27 protein-coding genes are annotated in these 26012 nt (G+C 71.4%); 17 read left to right on the plus strand and 10 right to left on the minus strand.

Annotated elements, in window-relative coordinates:
- Positions 1-51: 51 nt before the first annotated feature.
- The gene (locus tag ACGF3I_RS00150) at positions 52-1176 is read left to right on the plus strand and encodes an FAD-dependent oxidoreductase (protein WP_393128212.1); all 1125 of its coding nucleotides are present in this window, start codon (positions 52-54) and stop codon (positions 1174-1176) included.
- Between the two features lie 139 nt (positions 1177-1315).
- On the opposite strand, the gene ACGF3I_RS00155 is transcribed toward ACGF3I_RS00150, so the two are convergent.
- Positions 1316-2890, minus strand: a complete 1575-nt coding sequence (locus ACGF3I_RS00155; protein WP_393128213.1) for an FAD-dependent oxidoreductase — start codon at positions 2888-2890, stop codon at positions 1316-1318.
- Between the two features lie 254 nt (positions 2891-3144).
- Between ACGF3I_RS00155 and ACGF3I_RS00160 the strand changes: the two genes are divergently transcribed.
- Entirely contained in the window at positions 3145-4068 is a 924-nt protein-coding gene (locus ACGF3I_RS00160) for a hypothetical protein (RefSeq protein WP_393128214.1), read from the plus strand.
- A gap of 40 nt (positions 4069-4108) precedes the next feature.
- A complete protein-coding gene (locus ACGF3I_RS00165) occupies positions 4109-4432 on the plus strand; it encodes a hypothetical protein (RefSeq protein ID WP_393128215.1) in 324 nt (107 codons plus the stop codon).
- Positions 4433-4483: 51 nt separating this feature from the next.
- On the opposite strand, the gene ACGF3I_RS00170 is transcribed toward ACGF3I_RS00165, so the two are convergent.
- On the minus strand, positions 4484-4720 hold the full coding sequence (locus tag ACGF3I_RS00170) for a DUF6480 family protein (RefSeq protein WP_393128216.1): 237 nt from the start codon (positions 4718-4720) through the stop codon (positions 4484-4486).
- Between the two features lie 239 nt (positions 4721-4959).
- Between ACGF3I_RS00170 and ACGF3I_RS00175 the strand changes: the two genes are divergently transcribed.
- The 10 genes from ACGF3I_RS00175 to ACGF3I_RS00220 all read left to right on the plus strand — a co-directional run bounded on the left by ACGF3I_RS00175 (position 4960) and on the right by ACGF3I_RS00220 (position 13091).
- On the plus strand, positions 4960-5334 hold the full coding sequence (locus ACGF3I_RS00175) for a hypothetical protein (protein WP_393128217.1): 375 nt from the start codon (positions 4960-4962) through the stop codon (positions 5332-5334).
- 293 nt (positions 5335-5627) lie between these two features.
- Positions 5628-6044 carry a polyketide cyclase gene (locus tag ACGF3I_RS00180; protein WP_393128218.1) on the plus strand — a complete coding sequence of 139 codons (417 nt, stop codon included), beginning with the start codon at positions 5628-5630 and terminating at the stop codon, positions 6042-6044.
- Positions 6044-6472 (plus strand): MarR family winged helix-turn-helix transcriptional regulator, encoded by a 429-nt coding sequence (locus ACGF3I_RS00185; protein WP_393128219.1) that lies wholly within the window; start codon positions 6044-6046, stop codon positions 6470-6472. The genes ACGF3I_RS00180 and ACGF3I_RS00185 overlap by 1 nt, the downstream gene beginning before the upstream one ends.
- 124 nt (positions 6473-6596) lie before the next feature.
- Positions 6597-7088 carry a DUF2975 domain-containing protein gene (locus tag ACGF3I_RS00190; RefSeq protein ID WP_393128220.1) on the plus strand — a complete coding sequence of 164 codons (492 nt, stop codon included), beginning with the start codon at positions 6597-6599 and terminating at the stop codon, positions 7086-7088.
- Between the two features lie 157 nt (positions 7089-7245).
- Positions 7246-8568 carry an MFS transporter gene (locus ACGF3I_RS00195; protein ID WP_393128221.1) on the plus strand — a complete coding sequence of 441 codons (1323 nt, stop codon included), beginning with the start codon at positions 7246-7248 and terminating at the stop codon, positions 8566-8568.
- A gap of 116 nt (positions 8569-8684) precedes the next feature.
- Positions 8685-9914 (plus strand): anhydro-N-acetylmuramic acid kinase, encoded by a 1230-nt coding sequence (locus tag ACGF3I_RS00200; RefSeq protein WP_393129069.1) that lies wholly within the window; start codon positions 8685-8687, stop codon positions 9912-9914.
- A 163-nt stretch (positions 9915-10077) separates the two neighbouring features.
- The gene (locus ACGF3I_RS00205) at positions 10078-10458 is read left to right on the plus strand and encodes a signal peptidase I (RefSeq protein WP_393128222.1); all 381 of its coding nucleotides are present in this window, start codon (positions 10078-10080) and stop codon (positions 10456-10458) included.
- Between the two features lie 185 nt (positions 10459-10643).
- Positions 10644-10835, plus strand: coding sequence for a hypothetical protein (locus tag ACGF3I_RS00210; protein ID WP_393128223.1), 192 nt, complete (start codon positions 10644-10646; stop codon positions 10833-10835).
- 393 nt (positions 10836-11228) lie between these two features.
- On the plus strand, positions 11229-12305 hold the full coding sequence (locus ACGF3I_RS00215) for a YncE family protein (RefSeq protein ID WP_393128224.1): 1077 nt from the start codon (positions 11229-11231) through the stop codon (positions 12303-12305).
- Between the two features lie 180 nt (positions 12306-12485).
- The gene (locus ACGF3I_RS00220) at positions 12486-13091 is read left to right on the plus strand and encodes a dihydrofolate reductase family protein (protein WP_393128225.1); all 606 of its coding nucleotides are present in this window, start codon (positions 12486-12488) and stop codon (positions 13089-13091) included.
- Between the two features lie 56 nt (positions 13092-13147).
- Here the strand turns inward: ACGF3I_RS00220 and uvrA are convergent, their stop codons facing one another.
- The 5 genes from uvrA to ACGF3I_RS00245 all read right to left on the minus strand — a co-directional run bounded on the left by uvrA (position 13148) and on the right by ACGF3I_RS00245 (position 18859).
- Complete coding sequence (gene uvrA, locus ACGF3I_RS00225; RefSeq protein WP_393128226.1) at positions 13148-15616, minus strand: excinuclease ABC subunit UvrA; 2469 nt, start codon at positions 15614-15616, stop codon at positions 13148-13150.
- Between the two features lie 80 nt (positions 15617-15696).
- Positions 15697-16545 carry an oxygenase MpaB family protein gene (locus tag ACGF3I_RS00230; RefSeq protein ID WP_393128227.1) on the minus strand — a complete coding sequence of 283 codons (849 nt, stop codon included), beginning with the start codon at positions 16543-16545 and terminating at the stop codon, positions 15697-15699.
- Positions 16546-16825: 280 nt separating this feature from the next.
- A complete protein-coding gene (locus ACGF3I_RS00235) occupies positions 16826-17821 on the minus strand; it encodes a hypothetical protein (RefSeq protein WP_393128228.1) in 996 nt (331 codons plus the stop codon).
- A 152-nt stretch (positions 17822-17973) separates the two neighbouring features.
- Positions 17974-18186, minus strand: a complete 213-nt coding sequence (locus ACGF3I_RS00240) for a hypothetical protein (protein WP_393128229.1) — start codon at positions 18184-18186, stop codon at positions 17974-17976.
- 247 nt (positions 18187-18433) lie between these two features.
- Positions 18434-18859 carry an ATP-binding protein gene (locus ACGF3I_RS00245; RefSeq protein WP_393128230.1) on the minus strand — a complete coding sequence of 142 codons (426 nt, stop codon included), beginning with the start codon at positions 18857-18859 and terminating at the stop codon, positions 18434-18436.
- Here ACGF3I_RS00245 and ACGF3I_RS00250 point away from each other — a divergent pair.
- Both ACGF3I_RS00250 and ACGF3I_RS00255 read left to right on the plus strand, forming a co-directional pair.
- A complete protein-coding gene (locus ACGF3I_RS00250; protein WP_393128231.1) occupies positions 18849-19337 on the plus strand; it encodes a MarR family winged helix-turn-helix transcriptional regulator in 489 nt (162 codons plus the stop codon). The two genes, ACGF3I_RS00245 and ACGF3I_RS00250, sit on opposite strands and share 11 nt — an antisense overlap.
- Positions 19338-19461: 124 nt before the next feature.
- Positions 19462-19881, plus strand: a complete 420-nt coding sequence (locus ACGF3I_RS00255) for a hypothetical protein (protein ID WP_393128232.1) — start codon at positions 19462-19464, stop codon at positions 19879-19881.
- 212 nt (positions 19882-20093) lie between these two features.
- Here the strand turns inward: ACGF3I_RS00255 and ACGF3I_RS00260 are convergent, their stop codons facing one another.
- Complete coding sequence (locus tag ACGF3I_RS00260) at positions 20094-20495, minus strand: ATP-binding protein (protein WP_393129070.1); 402 nt, start codon at positions 20493-20495, stop codon at positions 20094-20096.
- A 204-nt stretch (positions 20496-20699) separates the two neighbouring features.
- Between ACGF3I_RS00260 and ACGF3I_RS00265 the strand changes: the two genes are divergently transcribed.
- The gene (locus tag ACGF3I_RS00265) at positions 20700-21077 is read left to right on the plus strand and encodes an STAS domain-containing protein (protein WP_393128233.1); all 378 of its coding nucleotides are present in this window, start codon (positions 20700-20702) and stop codon (positions 21075-21077) included.
- A gap of 53 nt (positions 21078-21130) precedes the next feature.
- Here the strand turns inward: ACGF3I_RS00265 and ctaD are convergent, their stop codons facing one another.
- Together ctaD and ACGF3I_RS00275 are read right to left on the minus strand one after the other, a co-directional pair.
- Positions 21131-22864: a cytochrome c oxidase subunit I gene (ctaD, locus tag ACGF3I_RS00270; protein ID WP_393128234.1), complete on the minus strand. Its 1734-nt coding sequence runs from the start codon at positions 22862-22864 to the stop codon at positions 21131-21133.
- A 217-nt stretch (positions 22865-23081) separates the two neighbouring features.
- Complete coding sequence (locus ACGF3I_RS00275) at positions 23082-23936, minus strand: SigB/SigF/SigG family RNA polymerase sigma factor (RefSeq protein ID WP_393128235.1); 855 nt, start codon at positions 23934-23936, stop codon at positions 23082-23084.
- Between the two features lie 649 nt (positions 23937-24585).
- On the opposite strand from ACGF3I_RS00275, the gene ACGF3I_RS00280 reads away from it, so the two are divergent.
- Positions 24586-26010 (plus strand): amidohydrolase family protein, encoded by a 1425-nt coding sequence (locus ACGF3I_RS00280; RefSeq protein WP_393128236.1) that lies wholly within the window; start codon positions 24586-24588, stop codon positions 26008-26010.
- Positions 26011-26012: the final 2 nt, after the last annotated feature.

Consider the following 26012-nt stretch of genomic DNA (forward strand, 5'->3'; position numbering starts at 1 on the left):
GTTCCCCGAAACGAACTAAGTTCAGTTCGTTCCACTCCCCGGAGGTTGTTGATGCGCGTTTCCATCGTCGGAGCCGGCCTGGGTGGGTTGGCCCTCGCACAGGGGCTGCGCGGCGCCGGGATCGAGGCCGCCGTGTTCGAGCGCGACCCGTCGATCGCCGCGCGCTTCCAGGGCTACCGGCTCGTGCTGAATCCGGCCGGTTTCCAGTCGGTGCGGGACTGCCTACCGCCGCGCTGGCACCCGCTGCTCGACGAGATCGTCATGGACGCCTCCGCCGAGCAGCTCGTCCTCGACCCGCAGCTGAACCAGATCGGCCGGCTCGGCGGGGGCCGGACCGGCATCGTGGTCGACCGGCAGGTGCTGCGACACCTCCTGCTGACGGGACTCGACGTGCACACCGATGCCGCGCTCACCGGCTACGACGTGAAGGCCGACGGCATGGTTCGGGCCCGGTTCGCTCGCCGCGACCCGGTCACCGCCGATCTGCTGGTCGGCGCGGACGGCGTCGCGTCCGCCGTCCGGGGCGTGCTCGCGCCCCGAACCACCCCGGTCGACACCGGAGTCCGCTTCGTGATCGGCCGCACCCCGCTGACCGGCGAATTCGCCGATCTGTCCAAGGCCTACGGTTCGAAGATCACGGGCGACGGTGTCAGCCTGCTGCTCGGCGCGATGCGCTTCCGTACTCCGCCGAAGCAGGCCGCCGAGCGACTCGCGCCGGACGTTAGCCTGCCCGACATCGGCGACTACGTGCGCTGGGCCATGATCCTGCCTCCGAACGGCTCGCTGGAGGACGCGACCGCGCAGGACGCCGTGCTGTCCAGGATGCGAGGGTGGCACCCGCAGCTTCACGCGCTGATCGAGCAGGCCGACCCGGACAACACCACGCTGCTGTCCATCCGGGTGGTGAAGCCCGGTGAGCGCTGGGCGCCCGGCCCGGTGACGCTGCTCGGCGACGCGATCCACGCCACCTCCCCGACCGGTGGCAACGGCGCGAACACCGCGCTGCGCGACGCCGACCTCCTGCGCCGCCATCTGATCGAGGCTGATCAAGGCCGCCGGAACCTGCTCAGCGCGGTCGGCGACTACGAGCGGCAGATGTTCGCGTACGGCACCGAGGCGGTGCGCAGCAGCCTGGAGCAGCTGCCCGCCTTCGCCCCCGAAGCGCAGCTCTCCTGACGCCGCACCCGCCGTGCGCGACCATCGGATCCGCCCCTCCCCCGACGCACTCGCCGGCGTCACCTCGGTGTCGACGATCCGGCTTGTCGGGGGACGGTGGACGGCCTCCACTGTCCCGGGGACGGACCGAGGAGAGCGGTCAGTGGGTGGGCTTCGAGCGGTGGGTGACGACCTGTCGCGCGATCTTGGCGAGGACCGAGGGGTGCATCAGCAGCGACGACGACGCCGTCATGTTCGCGATCTTGACGAAGCGGGTCCAGACGTCGGCGTCGTGCCGGGCCAGTGCGAAGACCTGTCGGTTGTACCAGTGCGCGAAACGGGCGGCCAGGGGTTGGCCGTCCGGGTTCCACATCAGGTCCGAGGTGGTGGACAGGGACCACGGCACCTTGATGATCCCGGCCGCCGCACGCAGGTACTGCCGGCTCAGACCGGTCAGGCCCGCGCCGGTGGAGCGGCGATGCCGGAGGAGCGAGCCGAGCGCGTCGGCCTCGATGGCGGGCACGGTCAGCCCCTGTCCGTAGACCGGGTTGAAGACGCAGAGCGCGTCGCCGATGGCGATCAGTCCCTCCGGCCAGCCGGGATTGCGGTGGTGCAGGCGCCAGGTGCTGCCGGGGTTGGTGTAACGGTGCAGCACGTCGTGGCGGCTGCGGCGGGCGATCTGCTCCGCCAGCTGGGGATTGTCCAGGCTGCGCGCGTAGTCGAGGAAGCCGTCCGGGTCGGTGGGCGGGTGCTGCTCGAAGCCGAACAGCGAGCAGACCCAGCGGCCGTGTTCCACCGCGAGCATGGCACCGCCCCGGCGCACCGAGGGGGCGAACGTCATCTGGTAGGCGATGTCGTAGCCCTTGTCCTCGGGGCTGCGGTCGAAGACCATCGTGGTGTAGGTGATCTTCGCCCTCACCGTGTTCCTCGCCGAGACCGGCAGCCGGGCCTCGGCCAGCCAGTCGTCGATCGAGGTGCTCCGGCCGGAGGCGTCGACCACCAGGTCGGCGGTGACCTCCTGGCCCACGGTTCCCCCGGCCTCTCCCCCGGCGCGTTCGCCAGCCTGCCGGATGCCGTCTTCGTCCGACTCGACTCCGCTGCCGGCCAGTTCGGTCCCGCCTCCGGCCGGCTCGGCCCCACCTCCCGCCGGCTCGGCCCCGCCTCCGGGCGGCCGCGTACGGTCCTCGCTCGCCTCGGACCGATACCGGACCCGATCGATTCGCCCGTCCGGCCCTCGACCAAGCCCCAACACCCGTACCCCGCCCAGCACATGGACCTGTGGCAGGCCGAACACCCGGCCCCGGATGCGACGTTCCAGTTCGTCCCGGGTGAAGGACTGGATCCGTACGCCGGTGGTGGCGCGCACGGCGTACCCGGTGGGCAGAAGGAAGCTGATGCGTTCACCATAGTCATAGACCGGAGCCCCGAGCTGCTCCAACTCCGCACGCAGGCCCGGGAAGAGCCGCTCCAGGAGCTCGGCGCCCTTGGCCAGCATCGCGTGCGCGTGGTAGGCCTGCGGCGCGCTGGGATGGGCGCCCGTCGTGCGGTCGACCGCGTCCCGCTCCAGCACCAGGACCTCGGCGAAGTGGTCGGCCAGCACCCGCGCCGCCAACAGCCCGGCGTACCCTCCGCCGATCACCACGGCCCGCCCCCAGCCCGAGGCGTCCGGAGCCGTCGCCGCCCCCACGTTCACGCTGGGGCTTGGTACCGAGGCGCCTTTGCCCGCGTCCGTCATGCCGCATCCCCGATCGTCGGGCTGACGGAGTCCCGGTCGGACCGCCGTCCGGCACCACCCCATCGCGGGGCCAGGCAGACGATCAAGGGCGGCAATGGGGCGTGCGGGGGTGCAGCAGGGGCGCTGGGCGAGGGACGAGTCGGCCTCCGCGCCCCCGCCGGCGGTTGTTCAGGACATCAAGGGTACCCCTGGACGTACCCATCCTTCGCGCGCACACTGCGGACAAGGCGACCCGGCTGACGAAGGGGAGCAACGTGAGCGCGATCGTCGACCCGGTCGACCCAAGTCAGTGGGCCGCCACGTCACTTGACCATTTCGATCAGCTGGCGCGCGGGACGCTACGGGCAGCACGTGACGCGGCTCGGGTCCTCCGTAACGCGTCGGACGATCAGCACCGGGCTTGGGCCCTCGGCGTACTGGCGGGGCGGATTCAGGCGATGCTCGGCCCTGAGCACCGCGTGACCCCACCGGTCGGACGCGCCGCCGAGGGGGAATTCGTCCGCACCTCGGTACAACTCGCCGTGCACGCACTGGCCCACAGGTGGACGGAGGCCGATCTCGGCCTGGCGGGTAAGGCGGAGTTGCCGCACCTGGGAGAGCGCCAGGCCGCCGACGCCTTCGACGTGCTGGGGCGGCTGATGCTTCCGCACAGCTCTCCCGAAAGCTGGACCGCCACCGTCCTCGCGGACCTGGCTTGCGGTGACGAGACGTGGGAGGCGGTGGTCAAAGTGGGGAAGTACGTTCTGCATCCCACGTTCCTCGGTCTCGCCGACGATCTCACGCGCATGGCGGGTGAAGCCGTGCACCAGCGCAACGTCCTCCGCCTGAGCGTGCTGGCCGACTCGGTACGACGCTTCACCGCCGACCCCGGCCACATGTCGCCCCCGTCAGGATCCGAGCCGACGTCCCGCCTTCGTCATCCAGGGCGCCCGGCGCGGATCGAGCGGCGCCGGAAGGGGCGGACTGGCGTGGCGCCAGAACCTCCGGCCGATCCGGCCGTCCCGTCGTCCGGCCGCCGCCCGCCGGAAAGCGAGAGGCTGATGCTCGACGAGCTCTCGGATCCGGACGAGCTGGCACCAACGCGCTCGGGCGGCGGCGAACTCGGCGACCTGCCCACCGTCGACATCCGCGACCGAGGCGGCCATGACCCTGGGGGCCCTGATCTGGGCGGCATCTGAAGATCTGGTGAAACCGTGACGGACCGGGCAGAATCGCCGCATGTCCTCGGACCAACACCCCCCGCACACTCCTGACGGGCACTTCGTCATCATCAAGGGACGCCGATGGCGGGCGACCGATCCCATGCTCCCCGAGGACACCGCCTCCCGTCTCCGCAAGCACCTCATGGCAGCGCGGCGTGCGGTGCGCGCGGCGCTCTCCGACGGGGACGAAGCGGCGGAGCGGAGCGCGCGCGAGCGCGTGCAGCTCGCGAAGGTCGCGCTCGGGGAGCGAGGCACTCCGTGGTGGGAACAGAGCCACGAAGAGCGACGCCGACGATGGGAGGACGGGCTCACCACGCTCGACGCCGCCGAGCCCGCGTAGGGCGCTGGGCCCCGCGCGCACCGGGGCCGGCCAGGGCCCGGCACACGTACGTCACAGAGCGATGACGCGCGCAATGAAAAAGGCTGCGACGAGCACGGCCCCGGCCGCGATCAGCCACAACCAGAACCGGGGGTGTTCCCAGAGGCCGCCGTCCGGTCGCTCCTCGTGGGCCTCGGCGGTCGAGCCTTCCGCGGGCGGCGTCTCCTCGGGAGGTACGAGCGGATCAGTCATGCCCTCAGGCTCGCGCAGCCCGACCGATCGCGCACCCGCTGGGTCGGCGCCCTCCACCGCGCGGGCCCCCGCAGGCGGCCGCGCAGCAACCGGGGCCACGACCGGCAGCCGTTCGCCGGTCGCGCAGAGCCCGTGGGCGCGCGATGGTGGACGCGTAAGAGCAGCCGAGTCGCCGGGCCGCCTGCCACCGAGTCGCCGGGCCACCGGGCCACCGGGGCACCTGCTGACTTGCCGCCCCGCGTCCGGGGCGCGCAGCGGCGGCGGCACTCACGCACGACGGGAGGGACGTGGACGCCATGGAGACAGTGGACGTCAACCGGCTGCTCGGAGCCGCGACCGCGCTCTACGGCGCGGCCATCATGGCCAGGCCCGCCTGGTTGGCGAATCCGTGCGATCTGCCGTCGGCACCGGGCGGCGGCGTGCCCCGCGATACGGCCCTGCTGATCCGGGCCTTCGGCGCCCGCGACACAGTGATCGGCCTCGCGATGGTTGCCGCCAACGGAGAGGATGCGCGGCGCCTGGTCACCTGGTGCCGGGTCGCCGCGGACACGTCGGACGCCGTGCTCTTCGGAACCCGGCTGGACAGCCGGCGAGCCCGCCTGAAGGCTGCGGGAGCCGCCCTGTCCTGGGCGACCCTCTGCGCGCTGAGTCTGCGGCGCATTGGCCCGTAGCCACCCCGCCTCGCGCGGACCCCGCATGCGACCCGTCCCCACCTCGCGCGGCCCCGCACGCGTCCCGTCCCCACCCCGTGGGGGCCCGCCCACGTCCAGGTCCGTGTCCGTCCTGCCGAGTTCGGTGAGCCCTGTGCCGCCCAACTGCCCATCGCATCAGCACTGTTGACGTGGCGAGCCGCACCTCAGCCCGGAACGGCCGGGCACAGCCGAGCACCCCCTGGACAAATAGTCTGCGCAGAGATAATCTCCCCGTAGACAATCTCGCAGTTTCACCACCCAGGAGCTCACCGATGTGGACATACGAGTACAGCCTTGAGACCAGTGCCACCCCCGAGGCGATCTGGCGGCTGTGGGCCGACGTCGAGAACTGGGGCGCCTGGAACGCCGACATCGCAGACATCCGCATCAACGGCCCGTTCGCGACGGGGGCCGAGATCGTGATGACACCGGCCGGCGAGGACCCCGTGCACCTGGTGGTCGCCGAGGCGGTCACCCACCAGCAGTTCGTGGACGAGGCCCGGTTCGACGGGCTCCTCCTGCGCACCCTCCACCGGCTCAACCCGGCCGAGCAGGGCCGCGTACGGGTGACGTACCGCATGGAGATCACCGGCGGCGGCGCCGACCAACTCGGCCCACAGATCGGCCCGGCCGTCACCGGAGACTGGCCCGAGACCGTGGCCGCCCTCGTCAAGCTCGCGGAAGCCTGATGGCCCTCGCACCCCGGGACAGTCCCGGTTTCCTGCTCTGGCACGCCACCCTGCGCTGGCAGCGCGAGATCGCCGCCGCGCTCGGGCCCCTGAACCTCACCCACGTCCAGTTCGTTCTGCTCGCCTGCACCTGGTGGCTGAACACGCACGGCGAGCACCCCAACCAACAGACGCTGGCCCGCCAGTCCGGCACCGACGTCAAGATGGCCTCCCAAGTCCTGCGCTCTCTCGAGACCAAGGGCCTGATCGAGCGCGAGGTCGATCCCGCCGACACCCGGGCCAAGCGATTGCGCGTCACCGGCGCCGGCGCCGAGCTGGCCCCGCGCGCGATCGCCGCCGTCGAGGAGGTCGACGCGCGCTTCTTCGGGCCGGTGGAGCACGACGACGTCATGACCCTCCTGAGCCGCCTGGCCGAGCCCGAGGCGTAAGACCCCGGGCCGGGTCCGGACGACTCGATCCGCGCACCCACTACCACCCGACCCCACTCCCACCCCTTGCCCGCTCTATCGAGAAACGATAGATTTCCATCGTTGCTCGTTGGAAGGATGCCTCGTGGGAAAACTGACCGTGCGTGCACTGCGCGCCGTGCTCGCCGTGGTGCTCACCGGCACCGCGCTGGTGCAGGTCTTCATGCTGTGGACTCTGATCACCGGTCGCGACCCGGAGGACGGGTCGCTGCCGCTGGCCGCCTTCCGCGTGGTCACGGTGCTCGGCATGGCGGCGGCCCAGGTGGCATTGGTGTGCGTGTGGCGCCTGGTGGCGATGGTGCGTCGCGGCACCGTGTTCTCGGACGCCGCTTTCCGGTACGTGGACGGGATCGCCGGCGCGATCACGGCGATCGCCCTGCTGTGGTTCACGGTCACCGCCATCAATGCGCCGGGCCAGCGCGACGACCCCGGCGTCACCGTCATCATGGCCGGCATCGGTGTGGCCGTCCTCGGGGTCGCGCTCATCGTTCTCGTACTGCGGATGCTGCTCGCCCAGGCCGTTGCCCGCGACGGCGAAGCGACGCGCATGCAGGCCGAGTTGGACGAGGTGATCTGAGCCGGTCGCCGTCGGCATCGAGGGCGCCGGCCCGCCGCCAGGTGTCCCGTGGTGCACCCGCCGACCGGGCGAGGGTCACCCCGGACAACCGGGCTGTCCGTGGCAGATGGCGGAGGGGACTTGTGCGGGCCCGGCCCGGGTCAGCACCCTTGGCTGCATGACCTCACCCGACCCCGCTCCGGTCCGGTCTCATAATGCGGCCGGGCCGTCCGGGCCCCGCCGGGCGCTGCTGGCGGGATCCGTCGGCAACTTCATCGAGTGGTACGAGTTCGGCGTCTACGGCTATCTCGCCACCGTCATCGCGGCGCAATTCTTCACGCCCGAGGGTGGCAGCGAAGCCGAAGGCCTGGTGAAGACGTACGCCTCCTTCGCGCTCGCGTTCTTCTTCCGGCCCGTCGGTGCCGCCCTGTTCGGAAGGCTGGGCGACCGGCTCGGCCGCCGCCCCGTGCTCATCCTGGTCATCTGCCTGATGACCGGCGCGACCACCCTCATCGGCGCGCTGCCGACTTACGCCTCACTCGGCGCCGCCGCGCCTTGGCTGCTCACCGTGCTGCGCATCGTCCAAGGGCTGTCCGCGGGCGGGGAGTTCGGGGGCGCCGTGGCGCTCATGACGGAGTTCGCGCCGCCCGGGCGGCGAGGACGCTACGGGGCGTGGCAGTCCTTCACCGTGGCCGCCGGCCTGCTCGCGGGCTCCGGCGCCACAGCGGTCCTGGCAACGGTGCTGACCACAGCACAGCTCAACGGCTGGGGCTGGCGGCTGCCGTTCCTGCTCACCCTGCCGCTGGGACTCGGCGCCCTGTGGCTGCGGCTCCACCTGGACGAGACACCCGCCTTCAGCGCCGCCGCGCCGACACGGGAGAGCGCGCCCCCGGAGCGTCCTTCCGCCAGGGCGACGGCCGGCGCCATCGCTCTGGGCATCGGGCGGCTGACCGGGTGGTCGGCGGCCGGATACACCTTCCTGGTGGTCCTGCCCTCCTACCTCCAGCGCACCACCGACGCCTCCCTCCAACAGGCGCTGCTGGCCACCGCGTTGGCGAACCTCGGCTTCGCGGCGGCGATCCTGCCCGCCGGCGCACTGAGCGACCGGATCGGGCGACGCCCGGTGATGCTGACCGGGGCGCTGCTGGTCGCCGTGTTCGCGCTGCCCATGCTCAACCTGGTGCAGGACCCCGGTACACCGGCGTACGGGAAAGGGATGCTGCTCGTCGCCGCGGGCGGCGCGGTGGGCCTGATGGCGGGGCCCGGGCCGGCCATGCTCGCGGAGATGTTCCCAACCACCGTGCGCTACACGGGACTTGGGCTCGCGTACGCGCTGTCCAACGCGGTGTTCTCCGGATGCGCCGGACTGATCATCACCGAGGCGATCGAGCGGACCGGCGACGCGGACATCCCCGCCTACTACGCCTCGGCCGCCTGCACGGTCAGCCTCGCCGCCCTGCTCACCCTGCGCAAGGACACCCACCAGGGGAGCCTGCGATGAACGCCGCCGGGCACGACGAGGGGCCCCCGGCCCGGACCGCGAGCCAGGACGAGGGGCTCGCGCCTCCGGCCGTGCGCCCGGCCGAGCCGTGTCCGAGCCGGCCACGGACCCACGCCCTGCGGGTGATCGGCCTGATGTCCGGAACGTCGTGCGACGCCATCGACGCCGCCGCGGCCGATCTGGCCCTGGAAGGCAGCACCCTGGTCCTCACCCCGCTCGGTGCCATCAGCGCTCCCTACGGACCCGGGCTGCGTACGGAACTGGCCAGGTCGCTGCCGCCCGCCCGCACCGACCTGGCCACCGTGTGCCGGCTTGACACCCGCATCGGGCAGGAGTTCGCCGCGCTGGCCGTCCGTGCCGACGCCGAACTGTGCGACGGGCAGGCCGATGTGATCGCCTCGCACGGGCAGACCGTCTTCCACTGGGCCGAGGGCGGGCGGGTGCGCGGGACCCTCCAGATCGGCGAGCCGGCCTGGATCGCCGAGGCGACGGGCCGCCCGGTGGTGTCCGGCTTCCGGACCCGCGACGTGGCCGCCGGGGGCCAGGGCGCGCCCTTGGTGAGCGTCGTGGACGTCCTGTGGCTCGGGGGCCGGCCGGGCGTGCCGGTGGCGCTGAACCTCGGCGGCATCGCGAACGTGACCGTGCTGCCGCAGGGACCGGCCGGTGCGCCCCTCGCCTTCGACACCGGCCCCGCCAACGCGCTCATCGACGCGGCAGCGGGCGAGCTGGCGTGTGCCGACGGCTCGGGCCCCGCCCCGTCCATGGATCCGGACGGCGCGCTCGCCGCGCGGGGCACCGTCCAACAGGCGCTGCTCGAAAGGCTGTTGGACGAGCCGTACTACGCGCTGCCCGCCCCGAAGACGACGGGCAGGGAACTGTTCCACTGGCCCTATCTGCGCACCCGCCTCGCGGCGTGCGGGCCCCTGTCCGCCGAGGACGTCCTCGCCACGGTGACCCGTCTCACCGCACGCACCGTGGCCGACGCCCTGCGCCCCTACGGCCCCACGGAAGTGATCGCTTCGGGCGGCGGGACGCGCAATCCGACGCTGATGCGATGGCTGGCGCAGGAGCTGGCCGGCGTCCGGGGCACCGGCGCCGTCGCGCTGCGCACCTCGGATGAACTCGGGCTGCCGTCCGACGCGAAGGAGGCGTACGCGTTCGCGGTCCTCGGCTGGCTCACCGCCCACGGCCTGCCGGGCACCATCCCCGCCTGCACCGGCGCGCGCCGCGCGAGCGTCCTCGGCTCGATCACCCCCGGCGCTCCGGGCCGCGCACTTCCGCACCCACCGCCCGCCTCAGCCCCCTCCGAGCTGGTCGTCCGCATCTCCCCCACGGGCGCGCCCTGACGTTCCACGGGCGCCCGCCCCTCCAGCGGCACGATCGGCGCCGGTGGTCGCGGGTCGTGATCGAGCCGACGCGAAGGCGGCCTCGTGACTCAAGTAGGCCTACGTCCAACGCTGTTGACCATGGGCCTTGTCCCCGCTCTTCGGGGTGTTAGCGTCCCGTCACGTGAACGACAGCGTGTATGTGGGCAATGCGGGCAACGACGCGGCACTGGACCGGGGCTGGCTCCTCGGGCACTTCAAGGACGCCGATGATCCTCGGCACAGCCAGGACGTGGAGATCAAGTGGGGCGTCCACCCCCGTGGTGACAGGCGATCGCAATGGGTGGAGGGCGAGGCCCGCACCGCCCTCCTGGTTCTCATCGGCGGACGCTTCCGCGTTGAACTCCCCGAGCGCAGCGTCCTGTTGGAGCGACAGGGCGACTACGTGGTGTGGGGGCGCGGGGTCGACCACTCGTGGTGCGCGGAGGAGGAGTCGGTGGTGCTCACCGTTCGGTGGCCGTCCGTACCCGGCTATGCGGTGCCACGGCCCGATGGAGTGGCGTGACAGCTCTGACACCCCGGGGCACGTCGCGTGCAGTCAACCTTTGGCCCCGGACCAGGTCTTAGCCCGGTATCGCGGGGCAGGCACTCCAATGCCGCCCCAGGAAATGCGCGGGACGCATGCGCACCAAACCATGGAAACCACGGGCTGGAAAACCCGTTCCGGCTCGAAGTGAAAGAAACGAAACAATGCGTCTACGCACCTTCCTGGCCGCCACCGTGCTTGCTGCGACCACGCTCCTCGCGGGCGTCGGCAGCGCCGCCGCCCAGAGCGACCCCCAGGACCCGCCGCCGAGCACCAGCAGCCACGGCAACACCGGCATCGGCATCAACCTCCTGTGCGGGCTCGGCCTGCTGGCCCCGGGATCCTGCTCCAACTGACCGCGGCCTGACGAGTACTGCACACGCCTGACGGTCCGAGGCTGATCTCCTTGGACCCGACGGCGCGGCAGGACGTCCACCGCGAACGCGCCGGACCCCGCAGCCGCGGCACTGCGGGGTCCGCGCCGTACCGAACCGGACACCGGACGCGCGAAGCGACTGCGCCCCGGCCGGGCGTACACCCCCAACTGCCGCTCTCGCGCCAGCAGTTCATCGCATACAGCCGAGGTCCCGACGGCGGTGCACTCCTGCCGGAACAAACGATCTCACTTGTGAGGGTTGAGCCGCGCGGAGCGTAGGCGGACAACGCGCGGGTACTCCCAGGCGGCCATGGACCGCGACACGGCGGCGACACGCACCGGTCGTGGTCCTCCTTGCTGGGAAAGGACCCCGATGCGAAGAGGAATGCGCCGCGCCCGTCTCTTGCTGACACTCGCGGCCGCCGTCGGCCTGTGCTGCGCGACCGCCCCGGCGTCGCAGGCCGAGACGACGGACGCCGGCACCGCCCTGCCGATTTCCTACCACTGCGATCTCGCTGTCGACCCGTTCCACCAGCACGTGTTCATTTCGGACTACACATCGGGCAGCGTGCTGGTGGCCGACTATCAGGGCCGTTTGATCCGTACCATCAAGAACTTGCCGGGCGTGTGCGACCTGGAGCTGTCCGCCGACTCCCGCACGCTCTACGCGCCGCTCGCCCTGGGCGACGCGATCAGCGCCATCGACACCGGCTCGGCCCGCGAACGCACCCGCATACCCACGGGGGCCGGCACCGCCCCCCTGCACGCCGCGCTGAACGGGCCGACCCTCTATTTCAGTTACGGAGAGCAGTGGGAGGCGAGCGTCGGCTCCCTCACGCTCAACTCGCCCACTCCGACCGTGCGTCTGGGCCTCGTCCCGCAGGGCGCGTTCGGCGGCGCGCCCCTGCTCGCGACCTCTCCCGCGGCACCCGGCACGCTCGTCGTCGCCGACCAGAACACGTCTCCCGGCACGCTGTCGGTGTACGACACCTCCGGGAGCGGCCCCGTGCTCCGCACCACGGTGTGGCAGCCCGGCGGCAGTTCCAACTTCAGCGATCTGGCGATCACCCCGGACGGCAAGACCCTGCTCACCGCCTCGGGGGCGCCGTACCACCATCCCTCGTTCCGGCTGCCGGACCTCGCCGAGGGGCACACCTACCCGAGCACCAGCTATCCGAACGCGGTCGCCGTCTCCTCGCGCGGTGACGTGGCGGCCGGAGTGAACAGCACCGATCCCGACCCGGACGTGTACCTCTACCGTTCGGGGGCGGACGCCCCCTACCGCACGGTCTCCCTGGCGCCGGCCACCGGGTACGACTCGGGCAACCTGCGGCCCCGCGGCCTCGCCTGGGCACCCGACGGCACCCGCCTGTTCGCGATCAGCGGCCACAACAACGAGAGCACCCTGCGCCTGGTGGTCGTGCGCGCGGCGCAGCAGCCGACCGGCTGAGGCGCGGCGGTGGTCCTGTCGGCGTCATCCACGTGATGCGCGGCAGGGCCGCACCGCCGTGGAAGGGCATGGGCGTCGTGTGCCGGGCGTCCGGGCCGACGGGCGTCGCCCTTCGTCGCAGCTCCAGCGATGAGTTCTGGGCGGCCCCACGGTCTACCTCCCAACGAAAGGGAGGACATCATGCGCAAGGTCGTGGTTTGTACGTTCCTGACGCTCGACGGCGTCATGCAGGCGCCGGGCGGCCCCGACGAGGACACGGGGAGCGGCTTCGAGCACGGAGGCTGGCAGAAGAACGCCTCCGACGACGAGGTCGGCGCCGCCATCGCGGGCTGGTACCAGCACTCCGACGCGATGCTGCTCGGCCGCAAGACGTACGACATCTTCGCGTCGTACTGGCCGAGTGCCGATCCCGGCAACCCGTTCACCGAGCTGATGAACAGCACGCCCAAGTACGTGGCGTCCCGCACGCTGACGTCCCTGGCCTGGCAGAACTCGGCCCTTTTGGAGGGCGACGTCGCCGACGCCGTACGCGCGCTCAAATCGTCGGAGGGCGGCAACATCAACGTCGTCGGCAGCGGCGACCTCGCCCAGACCCTCATGCGGCACGACCTCGTGGACGAGTACCGGCTGACCATCCACCCGGTGATCATCGGCTCCGGCAAGCGGCTCTTCGCGGACGGGGCGATCCCCACCGCACTGGAGCCGGTCAGTGTCTCCACGACGAAGGGTGGCACGGTCCTCGCCGTCTATCGCCCGAACGGAAGGCCCACGTACGGCAGTTACTAGAGGAGGCGGCTCAGCGCGCCCTGCGGTCCGGTGGTCCCTGTGCCCCGGCCGCGCCGTCAGGGGCGCGCGAGACGGGCGGCGAGGTAGGGCGCGGTGGCGCTGCGGCGCGACTTCGCCACCTTGGCCGGCGGCCCCGCCACCACTACGCGTCCACCCGCGTCGCCGCCTCCCGGGCCGAGGTCGACGACCCAGTCTGCGGTGGCGATCGTGTCCAGGTCGTGCTCGACGAGGACGACCGTGTTGCCCGCATCGACGAGCCGGTGCAGTTGGCGCAGCAGCAGCGCGATGTCCGAGGGGTGCAGCCCCGCCGTCGGCTCGTCGAGCAGGTAGAGCGCGTGTCCGCGGCGGGCCCGCTGCAGTTCGGTGGCGAGTTTGATGCGCTGGGCCTCGCCGCCGCTGAGTTCCGTCGCGGGCTGACCGAGACGCAGATAGCCGAGGCCCACGTCACGCAGCGTCTCCAGACTGCGCGAGGCGGCCGGGACGTCGGACAGGAAGGCCGCCGCGGCGTCGACGGACAGCGCCAGCACGTCCGCGACGCTCTTGCCGCGGTAGGTGACGTCCAGGGTTTCGGCGTTGTACCGGGCGCCCCGGCAGGCCGGGCACGGCGCATAGGTGCCGGGCAGGAACAGCAGCTCCACCGCGACGAACCCTTCGCCCTGGCAGGTCTCGCACCGCCCGTCGGGCACGTTGAACGAGAACCGCCCGGCCGAGTAGCCGCGCGCCCTGGCCTCGTCCGTCGCCGCGTACAGCTTGCGCACCGCGTCGAACATGCCCGTGTACGTGGCCAGGTTGGACCGGGGGGTCCGGCCGATGGGCCGCTGGTCGACCCGCACCAGGCGGTCGAACGCCTCCACTCCGGACGCGTCCTGGACCTCGACGTCGAGCTCCGCCTCCGCCGGCTCCTCGGGCCCGATGCCGAGGTGACCGCGGACGACCTCGGCGAGCACCTGCGTGACCAGCGTCGACTTCCCGGAGCCGGACACACCGGTCACCGCCGTCAGGACACGGAGCGGCACGTCGACGGACACGTCGCGCAGATTGTGGCGGGTGACGCCCCGCAGGCGCAGCCAGCCGTGCGGTGTGCGCGCGGGGTGGTCGAGGGGCCGGGTGTGCCGGAACAGGTACGGGGCCGTCACCGATTCCGTGACCTGCTCAAGACCGGCGACGGGGCCGCTGTACAGCACACGTCCGCCGCCCTCGCCCGCGCCGGGACCGATGTCGACGACCCAGTCCGCGCGCCGCACGACGTCCATGTCGTGCTCCACGACGAACAGCGAGTTGCCCGCCTCCTTGAGGCGGGCCAGCACGTCGAGCAGGGGTTCCGCGTCCGCCGGGTGCAGGCCCGCGGAGGGCTCGTCGAGGACGTAGACGACGCCGAACAGGCCCGAGCGCAGCTGGGTGGCGATCCGCAGGCGCTGCGCCTCGCCGGGCGACAGGGTCGTGGAGCGGCGGGCGAGGCTGAGGTATCCCAGGCCCAGGTCGAGCAGGACGTCGATCCGCGCGACCAGGTCTGCGCAGATCCGGACCGCGACCTCGGTCGTCTCCCCCGACCGGGCGGTCGCCGTGGCGGCGTCGGCACGCGAGCGCCGCGCGACGGGGCGCAGCAGCCGCACGGCCTGGCCCAGCGGCAGTGCGTTGAGCTCGGCGATGGAACGTCCGGCGAAGGTCACGGCCAGCGCCTCGGGCCGCAGTCCGCTGCCGTCGCAGTCCGGACAGGGCACACTGCGCACGAAGCGCAGGGCCCGTTCGCGCATCTTCTCGCTCTTGGAGTCGGCGAGGACGTGCATGACGTGTTTGCGGGCGCTCCAGAACGTCCCCTGGTAGCCGTAGTCGATGCGGCCTTCCTCGGGCTCGACGTACACGGAGGGCTGCTCGTCCGTGTACAGGAGCCAGTCGCGGTCCTTCTTCCTGAGCCTGCGCCACGGCCGGTCGATGTCGATGCCGAGGCCGCTCACGACGCTGCGCAGGTTCGCGCCCTGCCAGGCGCCCGGCCAGGCGGCGATCGCCCCTTCGCGGATGCTCAGCGAAGGGTCCGGGACGAGCAGGTCCTCGGTGACGTCATGGATGACGCCGAGGCCGTGGCACTCCGGGCACGCCCCCGCCGCGGTGTTGGGCGAGAACGATTCCGCTTCGAGCCGCTCGGCGCCGCGCGGGTAGGTGCCGGCGCGGGAGTACAGCATGCGCAGCAGGTTGGACAGCGTGGTGAGGGTGCCGACGGTCGAGCGCGAGCTGGGCGACCCGCGCCGCTGCTGGAGGGCCACGGCCGGCGGCAGCCCGGTGATGTCCTGGACATGGGGTGCGCCGACCTGTTGCAGCAGTCTTCGGGCATAGGGCGCCACGGACTCGAAGTAGCGCCGCTGGGCCTCCGCGTACAGCGTGCCGAACGCGAGCGAGGACTTGCCGGAACCGGAGACGCCGGTGAAGGCGACCATCGCGTCCCGCGGAACGTCGACATCGATGTTCCGCAGATTGTTCTCACGCGCGCCTCTGACCCGCACGAAGGCAGCGCCGGCGTCCTTGCTCACCGTTCCTGCCTACCGCATCGCGCGGCGAACCGCGCGGCGGGCGCCGTCCGCGGTGCGCGCCGGGCAGGGGGCGACCGGCGTCAGGCAGGCGGGCGCATCGCCCACCGGATGGCTCGGGTCATCCCGTGGCCCCCCAGCCGTACGAGGGTGTCCTCCACCACCGGGACGTGCGGCAGCATGAGCGCGCGGCGCGCCCAGGGCGGCAGCAGCCCGACCGCGTTCGCCGCGAGCACTCCGTAGGCGGGCCGGACCGCCCAGGGCAGGGGCGGGGTGAGCAGCAGGAAGCGTGCCGCCTCGCGCGCGGCCGGGGTGGTCCGCAACTCGGGGCGGTAGGTGTTCAGGCGGTCGCGCAGCGAGGACACATCGGCCGGTACGTCGTCGGTCCCCAGCGCGCGGGCGACCCGCGCCACGTCGGCGACGTAGCGGTCGCACCCCGCGGCGTCCAGCGGATGGGCGCCGAACCTCTGGTGGGCACCGAGGAAGCAGTACGCCTCGGCGGTGTGCACCCAGGTGAGCAGGTGCGGGTCGTCGGCACGGTAGGCACGTCCGTCGGGGGCGGTGCCCCGGATCCGGGCGTGCACGGCGCGCACCTCGTCCACCGCCTGCTGGGCGTGCTCACCGGTGCCGAAGGTGGTGGTGGCCAGGAAGGTGCTGGTGCGCTGGAGGCGGCCCCAGGGGTCGCCCTTGTAGCCGGAGTGCCCGGCCACGGCGGCCATGGCGAGCGGGTGCAGGGACTGGAGCAGCAGGGCGGCGATGCCGCCTATGAACATGGACGCGTCGCCGTGGACGGTCCGCACGGGTGAATCGGGCGCGAACCAGCGCGGCCCGGGTGTCTCGTGGATGCGGGCCCGGTTGGCGCGCCCGTCCGGCCCCGCCACGCGGGAGAAGAGGGCCGACCCGACTCGCGTACGCACCGTATCGACAAGCATGGGATCAGTATCGCGCGCGGAAAGGGGGCGGCGGGGGCGCTCTGGGGAGCCGGGGCTGTCGAGGCCATCGCGAAAAGGACTCGCGCCCCGCGAAAGCCACCTTGCGTGGGCCCCTCGCCACAGACCGTCAAGGCCGCCACCGCGTCCGCCCCTGTCGTGGCCGGCGTCCGTCCCTACCGTGGCCCGCGGCGCGCGGGCCTCGGCTCCGCACAGCCGGGCGGTCATGCGCGTCCGGGACCCACGGCGACGGTCCGGACGACGAACACCGCCGCCGATGGGGTCAGTCGGCCCGCAGCAGCGGAACCACGGAGTCCGCGTCCTTGTAACGACTCGTGGCGAACTGCCAGTTGTACGTCGCCGCTATCTGATCCGCCAGCGACTCCAGGTAGGCGGCGGCCTGGTCGCAGAGGCTCCGGTCATCGAACACCGGTGGCGCGAGGGCGAGTTCCTCGAACTCGGCCGTCAGTTCGTTGACCTGCCGCACGGCCGCGCCGAACGCCTCCTGCGGCGAGCAGCCCAACGCGCCCTGCAGCACGGGGACGAGGTTGAACAGCTGCCCGTTGCGGACCACCTCCTTCTGGTAGGAGAAGAGGTCGTTCATCAGCCCGCCGATGTGGACCGTGATGTCGCGGGCCCGGTCGAGCACCGGGTGCCGGATCACCTCGTCGGACAGCAGGAACCCCCGGGCGTAGTCGGCCAGTTCGACCTCCACCTTCATCCCGGAGTCGTCGTAGCGAATGCGGGTGTAGCGCTCGGGGTCCGGGGTTCCGTTGACGAGGATGTCCCTGACGGGCCGTCGCATGGCCAGCAAGCACTGCTCGACGGCTGTGGCGAGGCGCTCCCGCAGCAGCGGCGGGGCGCTGCGCGCGAACAGGTCGTGGACCCGGGCGAACCCTCTGCCGATCGCCTCGCCGTCCGGCAGAGCCGTCCGTGCGACGACTCCGTTGCGCAGCGCGTCGATGGCTTTGCCCGTCATGTCGGCCACTTCCGGGGACATCGTGTCGTCGAGGCTGGACCTGTGCGGGCTGTAGCGGTCGTCGACGTAGAAGAGGATGTCGTTGAGCAGGCCCATGGGGACGAGCCGTTCGGCCGGAGTCACCGGGAACAGATACCTCGTCATGCTGGTGTAGGCGGCGTGGTCCGGCTTGGTCAGCCCGACTGCCAGCAACTCCTCGAGGACGACGGCCTCTGCGCGGGCGGCCTCGGGATTGGCCTTCCGCTGCGGGAGGCCGCGCAGGTGCGCGAGATCGAACGCGGGAGCCGGATCACGGGTCATGTCGTCTCCAACTCTGCTCGGCGCAAGGCCAGTTGGACGGTCGCCGAGCGCGAAGACGGACGGACGACGGCGGCGAGGCGAGTCCGGCAGTGTTGCGCCCCTCCGCGACGGCCGCCCCGAGACGTCACCGTACGGAAGTCACCGCCCGGAAGTCACCATGACTCGTCCTCGTCCTGCCGGGCGGGGGGCTGCTGCCAGGTCAGCGTGTCCAGCGGATTCGGCAGCCCGGGGCCGCGGCCGGGTACGGGCTTGGTGACCGCGGAGGCGGAGGCCTCGTCGCTGAAAAGTACGGGCTTGTCCGGGGCCGGAGCGGGCGCGGACACGGGTGCGGGCGCGGCGGCGCGTGAGATGTTCGTGGTGGTCATGGATCCCCCTGATTCATCGCGGGCCTGGCCCGCCTGTCGACCGCGACACGGGCCGACTGCGACAGCGTACCCAGCTGTGGCGACCAGAACGCCCACGCACCGCCCCCGATCGAAGAGTGAGTCCCCCGCGCACCCTCTCGGCGAGTGCGTCGATCGACGACCGCGTCGCCGTGAGCACCGACGGCGGGGCCCGGGAAACTGCGCTCGCGGCGCGACAGGGCCGGGCCGATGTACGCGTCCTGGGCGCCTACGCCGCGGCCTGGCCGACCAGCCCGCGCGGTGCCCTCATCGGCGCCTGCCGGTCTTTCGTGGCCGACGCATGCCATTCGGCGCGAACGACCTTCCCGTCGGGGTGCTCAAGGACCGTGAGCCTGGATGTCAGCCGTTCGGCGATGTGCCATCCCATGCCGCCGCCCTCGGCGAGGTCGGGGGTGCGGGGGGCGGGAGAGGTCGGGCTGCTGTCCCGGATGTCGGCGGTGAGCCGCGCCGCGTCGCCGCGCAGACACAGCTGCCACGCGCCGCGTGCCGTGTGGCGTACGGCGTTGCCCACGAGTTCGCTGATGACGAGGACGACCTCGTCGGGATCCGCCCACGGGCACGCCTGCTGCACATAGCGTGAGGTGGCGAGGCGGGCGTGAGCGACGTTCGCAACACGGGAGTCGATGACTAGCACGGGATATTTCGGCCCTTCTCATCTCGCTGGTCTCGCTGGGCGTGCAACCGCACGGCGGAGGCCCCTGACGGACTGGACACTCTCCATTGGAGCCCGGCCGCCGCCCGGCGGGTATCGGCCATCGGTCGGACACGGTCCCGACCGGGCGGGTCCTTGGTCCCGTACCCGCCAAGGACGCGATCATGGGCGCTCACCCCCTCGCCCGGCGGGAAGCGGGCGGCCCTACAGCGTCGACCGGCTGGAGAAGCAGGGGTGGGTCGTCCGGCGGCCGAACCCGTCCGACCGCCGGTCCTCACTGCTGGCCCTCACCGATGACGGTTCACGACTCGTCGACGCGGCGGCGACGACCTTCGCCGAGGGGCTTGCCGCACTGATCGGGGACACACTGACCGGGTCCTCGGGTTCGGCCGCGATCGAGGCGATCGGCCGGCTCCGCACTGTGCTCGAAGAGCGGCAGATCGGCATGCCCACAGGTTGACGGACGTCGCCCCGGTGGTCGCAGAGCGTGCGGTACGGGTAGGACCGCGCGCTCCGGGCACACGCTCCTCATGCACGGACAACATGCGCGTCCCACGAGCACTCTGTTCGGCCCGGCGCCCGCGGTGAGCACGCCGCCGGCCGGACAGCACTACGTCAGGCACGCCCGCCTGGGCCGGTTCACCGGTCGACTGCGACGCAGGGTCCTCGCGTACCGGGCGGTCGACTTCCTCTCCACCCATGTTCCCGGCATTTCCGGCCCCGACGAGGAGTGCCTGCTCCTCGTCCACATACGCCAGGTCGTCGGCCGGATCCACTATCGCTTCTGCGACTCCTGTGCCCAGGGAGTCATCACGACCGTCGTCATCGACACCCGGTTCCACCACACCGGCCTCGGCACCCGGGCCCTGTCCCACCTGCGCTCACGGCACCCCGGCATCGCCTGGACCAGCGACCAGCAGACCAGCGCTCCGCGCGGCCTGCTGCGCCGCATGCGTGTCCCTTCGGCCCCCGGCCGTTCCCTCTGCGCACATCTCGACGCCTGACGTCGCAGACACTGACCGGGCCTGCGCACCGGCCCGGGTCCGGCGCAGACACTGCCCGGCTTGCGTTCAGGCCCGGCGGGGAGCCGTCCCCGGCCGACCCCGCAGGGCGAGACAGCGGCCGGAAAGACCAGGGGCACCAGGGAAACCAGGGGGATCCGCCGACCTGCCGCAGAGCGGTGACGTACGCCGCCGGACGGCAGCGACGGATATCCCTAGCAGCTCGCGCCATTCAGTGCGATGCGGGCGATCACGCGCTTGCCCACCGGCTCCTCGCACACCCGGAACTCCTGGGCGACGGACATCACGATCTCCAGTCCGTGCTGCCCCACGCGACTCGCGTCGCCGGCCCGTGCCACCGGTCGCCCCGGGTCCGAGTCCCATACGCCGATTTCCACCGACCCACCCCTGATGCGCAGATCCATCACGATCGGACCGGGCGCGTATTTGATGGCGTTGGTGACGAGTTCACTCACGACCAGAGCGGTGAGGTCGACGGCGCGCTGGGACATCACCACACCGATGTCGGCCTGCGCCCGGGTCAAAAAGCCCGCGGCATGATGGCGGGCCTCGGCAATGCAGGGGCCCTCCCCGTCCAAGACCATCGAGGCCGCCATGGACACATCTGCTTGCTCATCGTCCTGTGCCACCGCATTCGCTTCCCGCACAATCACCCCGATCACCCCCCTTCCATCCGTGCCGGTACCCCCACATCGGCGGATCACACCACGTGGTTCGCCGGAACCGGTTCCGCGGCCGGGCAATCTTCGTCATGCCTGACGGGGCTGTGAGCACGGGCCGGGATGTGCCAGGATCCTCGTATGGCTGAGACAGAGACGACGGGCACGGAACACAGCAGACAGCCCGAACAGTTGTCAGTCACGACCACCGACGCCGACGGCGTGCGCGTGGTCACGGTGGCCGGCGAGATAGACCACGACAGCGGCGGGCCGCTTCGCCGTACCCTGACGGTCACCGACGCCAGCAGTCTTCGCACAGTGGTGGACCTGCACCAGGTGACCTTCATGGACTCCAGCGGCATCAACATCCTCATCCACGCCCACACCGAGCTCAGCGCGGCAGGCGGATGGCTGCGGTTGGCAGCGCCGACCACGACCGTGATGCGCACCCTGTCGATCGTCGGCGTGGACACCGTCATCGACTGCCGCACGACGCTCGAACAGGCCCTCGTCGACTGACGCTTCGTCAAGCAGCGTTCCCCTTACGTCAGTTCGGTCGGGGAGCCGGTCGCTCACGCGCGGCGGTCCCGCTCCGGGCCCGGCCCCTCGTGCGAGACGGCGTGCTCGTCGTCGAAGATGTCGCGCTGGTGGTTGCGGGCTTCGTCGAGCGCCGCGATCTCCGGGTAGTGCAGGTCGAAGGCCGGTGATTCGGAGCGTACGCGCGGCAGCGTGACGAAGTTGTGCCGGGGCGGCGGGCAGGAGGTGGCCCATTCCAGGGAGCGTCCGAAGCCCCAGGGGTCGTCGTCCGTGACGCGGGGCGCGTACTTGGCGGTCCGCCACACGTTGTAGAAGAACGGCAGGGTCGAGGCGCCGAGGAGGAAGGCTCCGATGGACGAGATCGTGTTGAGTGCCGTGAACCCGTCCACGGCGAGGTAGTCGGCGTAGCGCCGCGGCATCCCCTCAGCTCCCAGCCAGTGCTGGACGAGGAAGGTGACGTGGAAGCCGACGAACAGCGTCCAGAAGTGGATCTTTCCGAGGCGTTCGTCGAGCATCTTGCCGGTGAACTTGGGCCACCAGAAGTAGAACCCGGCGAAGGTGGCGAACACGACCGTCCCGAAGACCACGTAGTGGAAGTGCGCGACGACGAAGTACGAGTCGGTGACGTGGAAGTCCATCGGTGGCGAGGCCAGGATGATTCCGGTCAGGCCGCCGAACAGGAACGTGACGAGGAAGCCGACCGACCAGAGCATCGGTGTCTCGAAGGACAGGGACCCGCTCCACATCGTGCCGATCCAGTTGAAGAACTTCACCCCGGTGGGCACCGCGATCAGGAACGTCATGAAGGAGAAGAACGGCAGCAACACCGCTCCTGTGGCGAACATGTGGTGCGCCCACACAGTCACCGACAGACCCGCGATCGAGATCGTGGCGCCGATCAGACCCACGTATCCGAAGATCGGCTTGCGGGCGAACACCGGGATGATTTCGGTGATGATGCCGAAGAACGGCAGCGCGATGATGTAGACCTCGGGGTGCCCGAAGAACCAGAACAGGTGCTGCCAGAGCAGCGCTCCCCCGTTCTCCGGGGCGAACACCCGGGCGCCGAAGCGCCGGTCCGCCTCCAGAACCAGCAGCGCCGCCGCCAGGACGGGGAAGGCGAAGAGCACCAGGACGGACGTCAGCAGGATGTTCCAGGTGAAGATCGGCATCCGGAACATGGTCATGCCGGGCATGCGCATGCAGATGATGGTGGTCACGAAGTTGACCGAGCCGAGGATCGTGCCGAAGCCCGACAGCGCCAGGCCCATGATCCACATGTCACCGCCCACGAACGGCGTGTGGGCCCCGCCACTGAGCGGCGTATAGGCGGTCCAGCCGAAGTCCGCCGTGCCCTGGGTCGTCAGCAGACCGCCCACCACGATCAGCCCGCCGAACAGGAACAGCCAGAACGCGAGCATGTTCAGCCGCGGGAACGCCACATCGGGCGCGCCGATCTGCAGCGGCATGATCGCGTTGGCGAAGCCCGCGAACGTCGGGGTCGCGAAGAACAGCAGCATGACCGTGCCGTGCAGTGTGAACACCTGGTTGTACTGCTCGTTGGACAGGATCTGCAGGCCGGGGCGCGCCAGTTCCGCCCGCAGGAGGAGTGCCAGCACCCCGCCGATGATGAAGAACCCGAACGATGCGATCAGGTACAGGTTGCCGATCGTCTTGTGATCCGTGGTGGTCAGCCATGACACCACCACTTTGCCCCGGGACGGTTTCGGCGCGGGGGCGGACGCAACGGGTTCGGTTGCCAGCACCATGAATGAGCCCTTCACACCGAGACATTGGGACGGGCGTGCCGGTACCCGGCGAAGGGGGCCTCACGCCTGGATACAGATGTACTACGCACCGTCGCCGAAGACGAGGCACATACCGGCTGTTGCCCCGGTTGGCGCACACCGCCCGCGCCCGGCCCGGGACACCCGAAGTTCCCGGGGTCCTCGGATCGCTGGATTCCGCTTTTGGTGTGCCGACGCGTCAGGCCACCCGGGCCGGTGCGGCCGCCCCGCCCGCTCCGGCCGATGCGGTCGACGGGTCCGGTTCGGTCAGCGTCTGCTCTCGGATGCGCCGGCACGTCCCGGCGATGAGCCTGCACACCTGCATCTGGGAGATGCCCAGTTCGTCAGCGATCTGCATTTGCGTCATGTCGCCGAAGAAGCGCATGTAGAGGATCTTCGACTCGCGTTCGGGCAGCGCCGCGAGCGCCGGCCTGACCGACTGCCGCTCGACCGCGGTGTCGTAGGCGCGTTCCGTCCTGCCCAGCCGGTCCGCCAGTGACGTCCCCCGCTCGGAGTCGTGACCGGCGCCGCCGGTCTCGGCGTCCAGGGAAAGGCTCCGGAAGGACTCGATGGCTTCGAGGCCGGTGCGGACGTCGTCCTCGGCCAGCCCGCTCCGCGTGGCCAGTTGCCCGATGGACGGCTCCCCCGCCTGGCCCGCTTGGAGATCGTTGCGGGCGATGCGCACCGCGTTGCGCAGTTCCTGCACACGACGAGGGACGTGCACCGACCACAGGGTGTCGCGGAAGAGTCGCTTGATCTCCCCGTTGATGGTCGGGATGGCGTACGCCTCGAACTCCCCGCGGGCCACCTCGTAGCGGTCGACCGCCTTGACGAGGCCCATCGCCGCGACCTGGCAGAGGTCCTCGATGTCGGCGCCGCGGTTGCGGTAGCGGCCGGCCAGGCGTCGGGACATGGGGAGCCACAGGGCCACCAGATCGTCCCGCACGGCGTCCCGCTCCGGGCCCGGGGCGAGCGCGTGGAGGCGGATGAAGGCGGCCCTGGTGTCGGGGGCATCGTCGTGGGTGCGTGTCATGGGGGAGGTGCTGCTGTGCATGGGCCGGGCTCCTGCCCGTCGGGGGGGGGGCGGTCACAGCCGGCTGGTGGCGCCGCTTCGTGAGCGGTCGGCACCGAGGGCGGGCGCCGAGGGCGTCCGCCGGCGGTGCAGAGACCCGGGCGGCAGCACGGCGGCTTCCGCACTGGGCACGCACCTGTCCGTTGCGGGCGGGGTGGGGCGTGAGGCACAGGAAGAAGCGGGACGCTCATGCACGGCTACCACCTCGGGTCGTCCAGAGCCCAGTCCCTCCACGGTCGTTCCGGAGGGAAACGCGCGGTCGTTCGGGGCCGCGCTGTTGAGGAGATCCGGACCCGAGGCGCCCTCACGCAGAGGAGGACGCGGCAGTACGGCGGTCGCCAACGGCTGTTCCTCCACCGTACGCCCCCTCGGCGATGCTGGACGGATACGCAGACGCCGTCTTGCGTCAGCGCTGGTCAGCGGCCTCTCCGGAGCCCGCCCTCATCACCGTTCGGCTTGAGCCGCGGGCAGCGAGGGGCTTGCCTGGGTGCGTCATGCCCAGCTGTACGGCGCCCTGGCTGTCACCGTCGCGGGCATCGAGGCTGGGGGCACCCTCCCGCAACGGCACCCTCACGCAAAGGCATCCTCGCGCAAGGGTTTCCGCCTGACACCCAGAACAGGACACCACCTCGTGCCCCTCTCGGACACCACCAGCCCCCCCGTGCTCGAACGGCTTCTGCGCACGGGCGACGACCCACAACGGCGCATCGTGTTCACCGGGGCCACCATCGTCACCATGGACCCGGCCCTCGGTGTCCTGGACGGCGCGGACCTGCTGGTCCAGGGTCGGACCATCACCGCGATCGGGCACCGCCTGCCCCGGCACGGCGCGGTCGTCATCGACGCCACCGGCACGATCCTGACGCCCGGCTTCGTCGACACGCACCGGCACGCCTGGCAGACCCAGCTGCGCCGGATCATGCCGGACGTGGACGACCTGGGCAGTTACGTGACGTCCACGCTGGCCGGACACGCCACCGCCTACCGGCCCGAGGACATGTACGCCGGCACCAAGCTGGCCGCCCTGACCGCCCTCGACAGCGGCATCACGTGCATGCTCGACTTCTCCCACAACGCCCGCACCCCCGCTCATTCCGACGCCGCGATCCAGGCACTCCTGGACACCGGTATCAGGGGCGTACACGCCTCCATGGCTCCGCATTTCGGCGCCTGGGACAACCAGTGGCCCGGCGACCTGGCACGGCTCAAAGACACGTACTTCGCCGGCACCGACCACCTGCTGACCCTGCGCCTGGCCGCCCTGGCCACCGAGGAGATAGCCGGCCCCCGCCTTGCGTACGGGCCCGAACTGGCATCGGCAGCGCGAGAGTTGGACATCGGCGTGAGCGTGGACGCCGTCTTCGGCGGCTCGTCCTCGGCCGCCGTTCTGCGGTGGGCCGAAGCCGGACTCCTGGGCCCGGACCTGACGCTCATCCACGCCACCGGCCTGACGCCCGAGGCATGGGCGGCGATCGGGCACAGCGGCACGACGGTCGCCCTGGCCCCGACGTCGGAGGCGCAGATCGGGCTGGAGACAGCGGTCCCCGCGATCGACGAGGCCCTGGCGGCGGGGGTGCGCCCCGGCCTGAGCATCGACGTCGAGGTGGCGCTGGCCGGCGACATGTTCACGCAGATGCGCGCCCTGCACGCCATCCAGCGGATGCGTGCGGTCAACTCCGCCTACGGCACGGGCCGCCGGCCGTCCCGGATCACCACGCACGACGTCCTGGACTTCGCCACCCTCCAGGGTGCGCGCACCAACGGGCTCGGAGACGTGACCGGCTCTCTCACGCCGGGCAAGCGGGCCGATCTCCTGGTGATCCAGGCCGACGACCTGAACAACATGCCCCTCAACGACGCGATCGGCACGGTGGTGCTCGGCTGCGACGCCCGCAACATCAGTGCCGTGCTGGTCGACGGGCGGCCCCGCAAGTGGAACCGGCAGGTCCTGGACGTCGACCTCCCCGCCCTGCGCGCCGAGGTCCACGCCTCCCGCGAGCACATTCTGGGACCGGGTGCACCGCGCCGGGGCCGCGTTCGGGGGGCGTCCGACTGACC

The organism is Streptomyces sp. NPDC048111 (assembly GCF_043202815.1).
Lineage (GTDB): Bacteria > Actinomycetota > Actinomycetes > Streptomycetales > Streptomycetaceae > Streptomyces.

Excerpts from the sequence above, each read along its gene's own strand:
- ACGF3I_RS00150 (WP_393128212.1), top strand. The coding sequence starts at position 52 with ATGCGCGTTTCCATCGTCGGAGCCGGCCTGGGTGGGTTGGCCCTCGCA.
- ACGF3I_RS00155 (WP_393128213.1), bottom strand. The coding sequence starts at position 2,890 with ATGACGGACGCGGGCAAAGGCGCCTCGGTACCAAGCCCCAGCGTGAAC.
- ACGF3I_RS00165 (WP_393128215.1), top strand. The coding sequence starts at position 4,109 with ATGTCCTCGGACCAACACCCCCCGCACACTCCTGACGGGCACTTCGTC.
- ACGF3I_RS00175 (WP_393128217.1), top strand. The coding sequence starts at position 4,960 with ATGGAGACAGTGGACGTCAACCGGCTGCTCGGAGCCGCGACCGCGCTC.
- ACGF3I_RS00180 (WP_393128218.1), top strand. The coding sequence starts at position 5,628 with ATGTGGACATACGAGTACAGCCTTGAGACCAGTGCCACCCCCGAGGCG.
- ACGF3I_RS00185 (WP_393128219.1), top strand. The coding sequence starts at position 6,044 with ATGGCCCTCGCACCCCGGGACAGTCCCGGTTTCCTGCTCTGGCACGCC.
- ACGF3I_RS00195 (WP_393128221.1), top strand. The coding sequence starts at position 7,246 with ATGACCTCACCCGACCCCGCTCCGGTCCGGTCTCATAATGCGGCCGGG.
- ACGF3I_RS00210 (WP_393128223.1), top strand. The coding sequence starts at position 10,644 with ATGCGTCTACGCACCTTCCTGGCCGCCACCGTGCTTGCTGCGACCACG.
- ACGF3I_RS00215 (WP_393128224.1), top strand. The coding sequence starts at position 11,229 with ATGCGAAGAGGAATGCGCCGCGCCCGTCTCTTGCTGACACTCGCGGCC.
- ACGF3I_RS00220 (WP_393128225.1), top strand. The coding sequence starts at position 12,486 with ATGCGCAAGGTCGTGGTTTGTACGTTCCTGACGCTCGACGGCGTCATG.
- ACGF3I_RS00230 (WP_393128227.1), bottom strand. The coding sequence starts at position 16,545 with ATGCTTGTCGATACGGTGCGTACGCGAGTCGGGTCGGCCCTCTTCTCC.
- ACGF3I_RS00235 (WP_393128228.1), bottom strand. The coding sequence starts at position 17,821 with ATGACCCGTGATCCGGCTCCCGCGTTCGATCTCGCGCACCTGCGCGGC.
- ACGF3I_RS00240 (WP_393128229.1), bottom strand. The coding sequence starts at position 18,186 with ATGACCACCACGAACATCTCACGCGCCGCCGCGCCCGCACCCGTGTCC.
- ACGF3I_RS00250 (WP_393128231.1), top strand. The coding sequence starts at position 18,849 with ATGACTAGCACGGGATATTTCGGCCCTTCTCATCTCGCTGGTCTCGCT.
- ACGF3I_RS00260 (WP_393129070.1), bottom strand. The coding sequence starts at position 20,495 with ATGGCGGCCTCGATGGTCTTGGACGGGGAGGGCCCCTGCATTGCCGAG.
- ACGF3I_RS00265 (WP_393128233.1), top strand. The coding sequence starts at position 20,700 with ATGGCTGAGACAGAGACGACGGGCACGGAACACAGCAGACAGCCCGAA.
- ctaD (WP_393128234.1), bottom strand. The coding sequence starts at position 22,864 with ATGGTGCTGGCAACCGAACCCGTTGCGTCCGCCCCCGCGCCGAAACCG.
- ACGF3I_RS00275 (WP_393128235.1), bottom strand. The coding sequence starts at position 23,936 with ATGCACAGCAGCACCTCCCCCATGACACGCACCCACGACGATGCCCCC.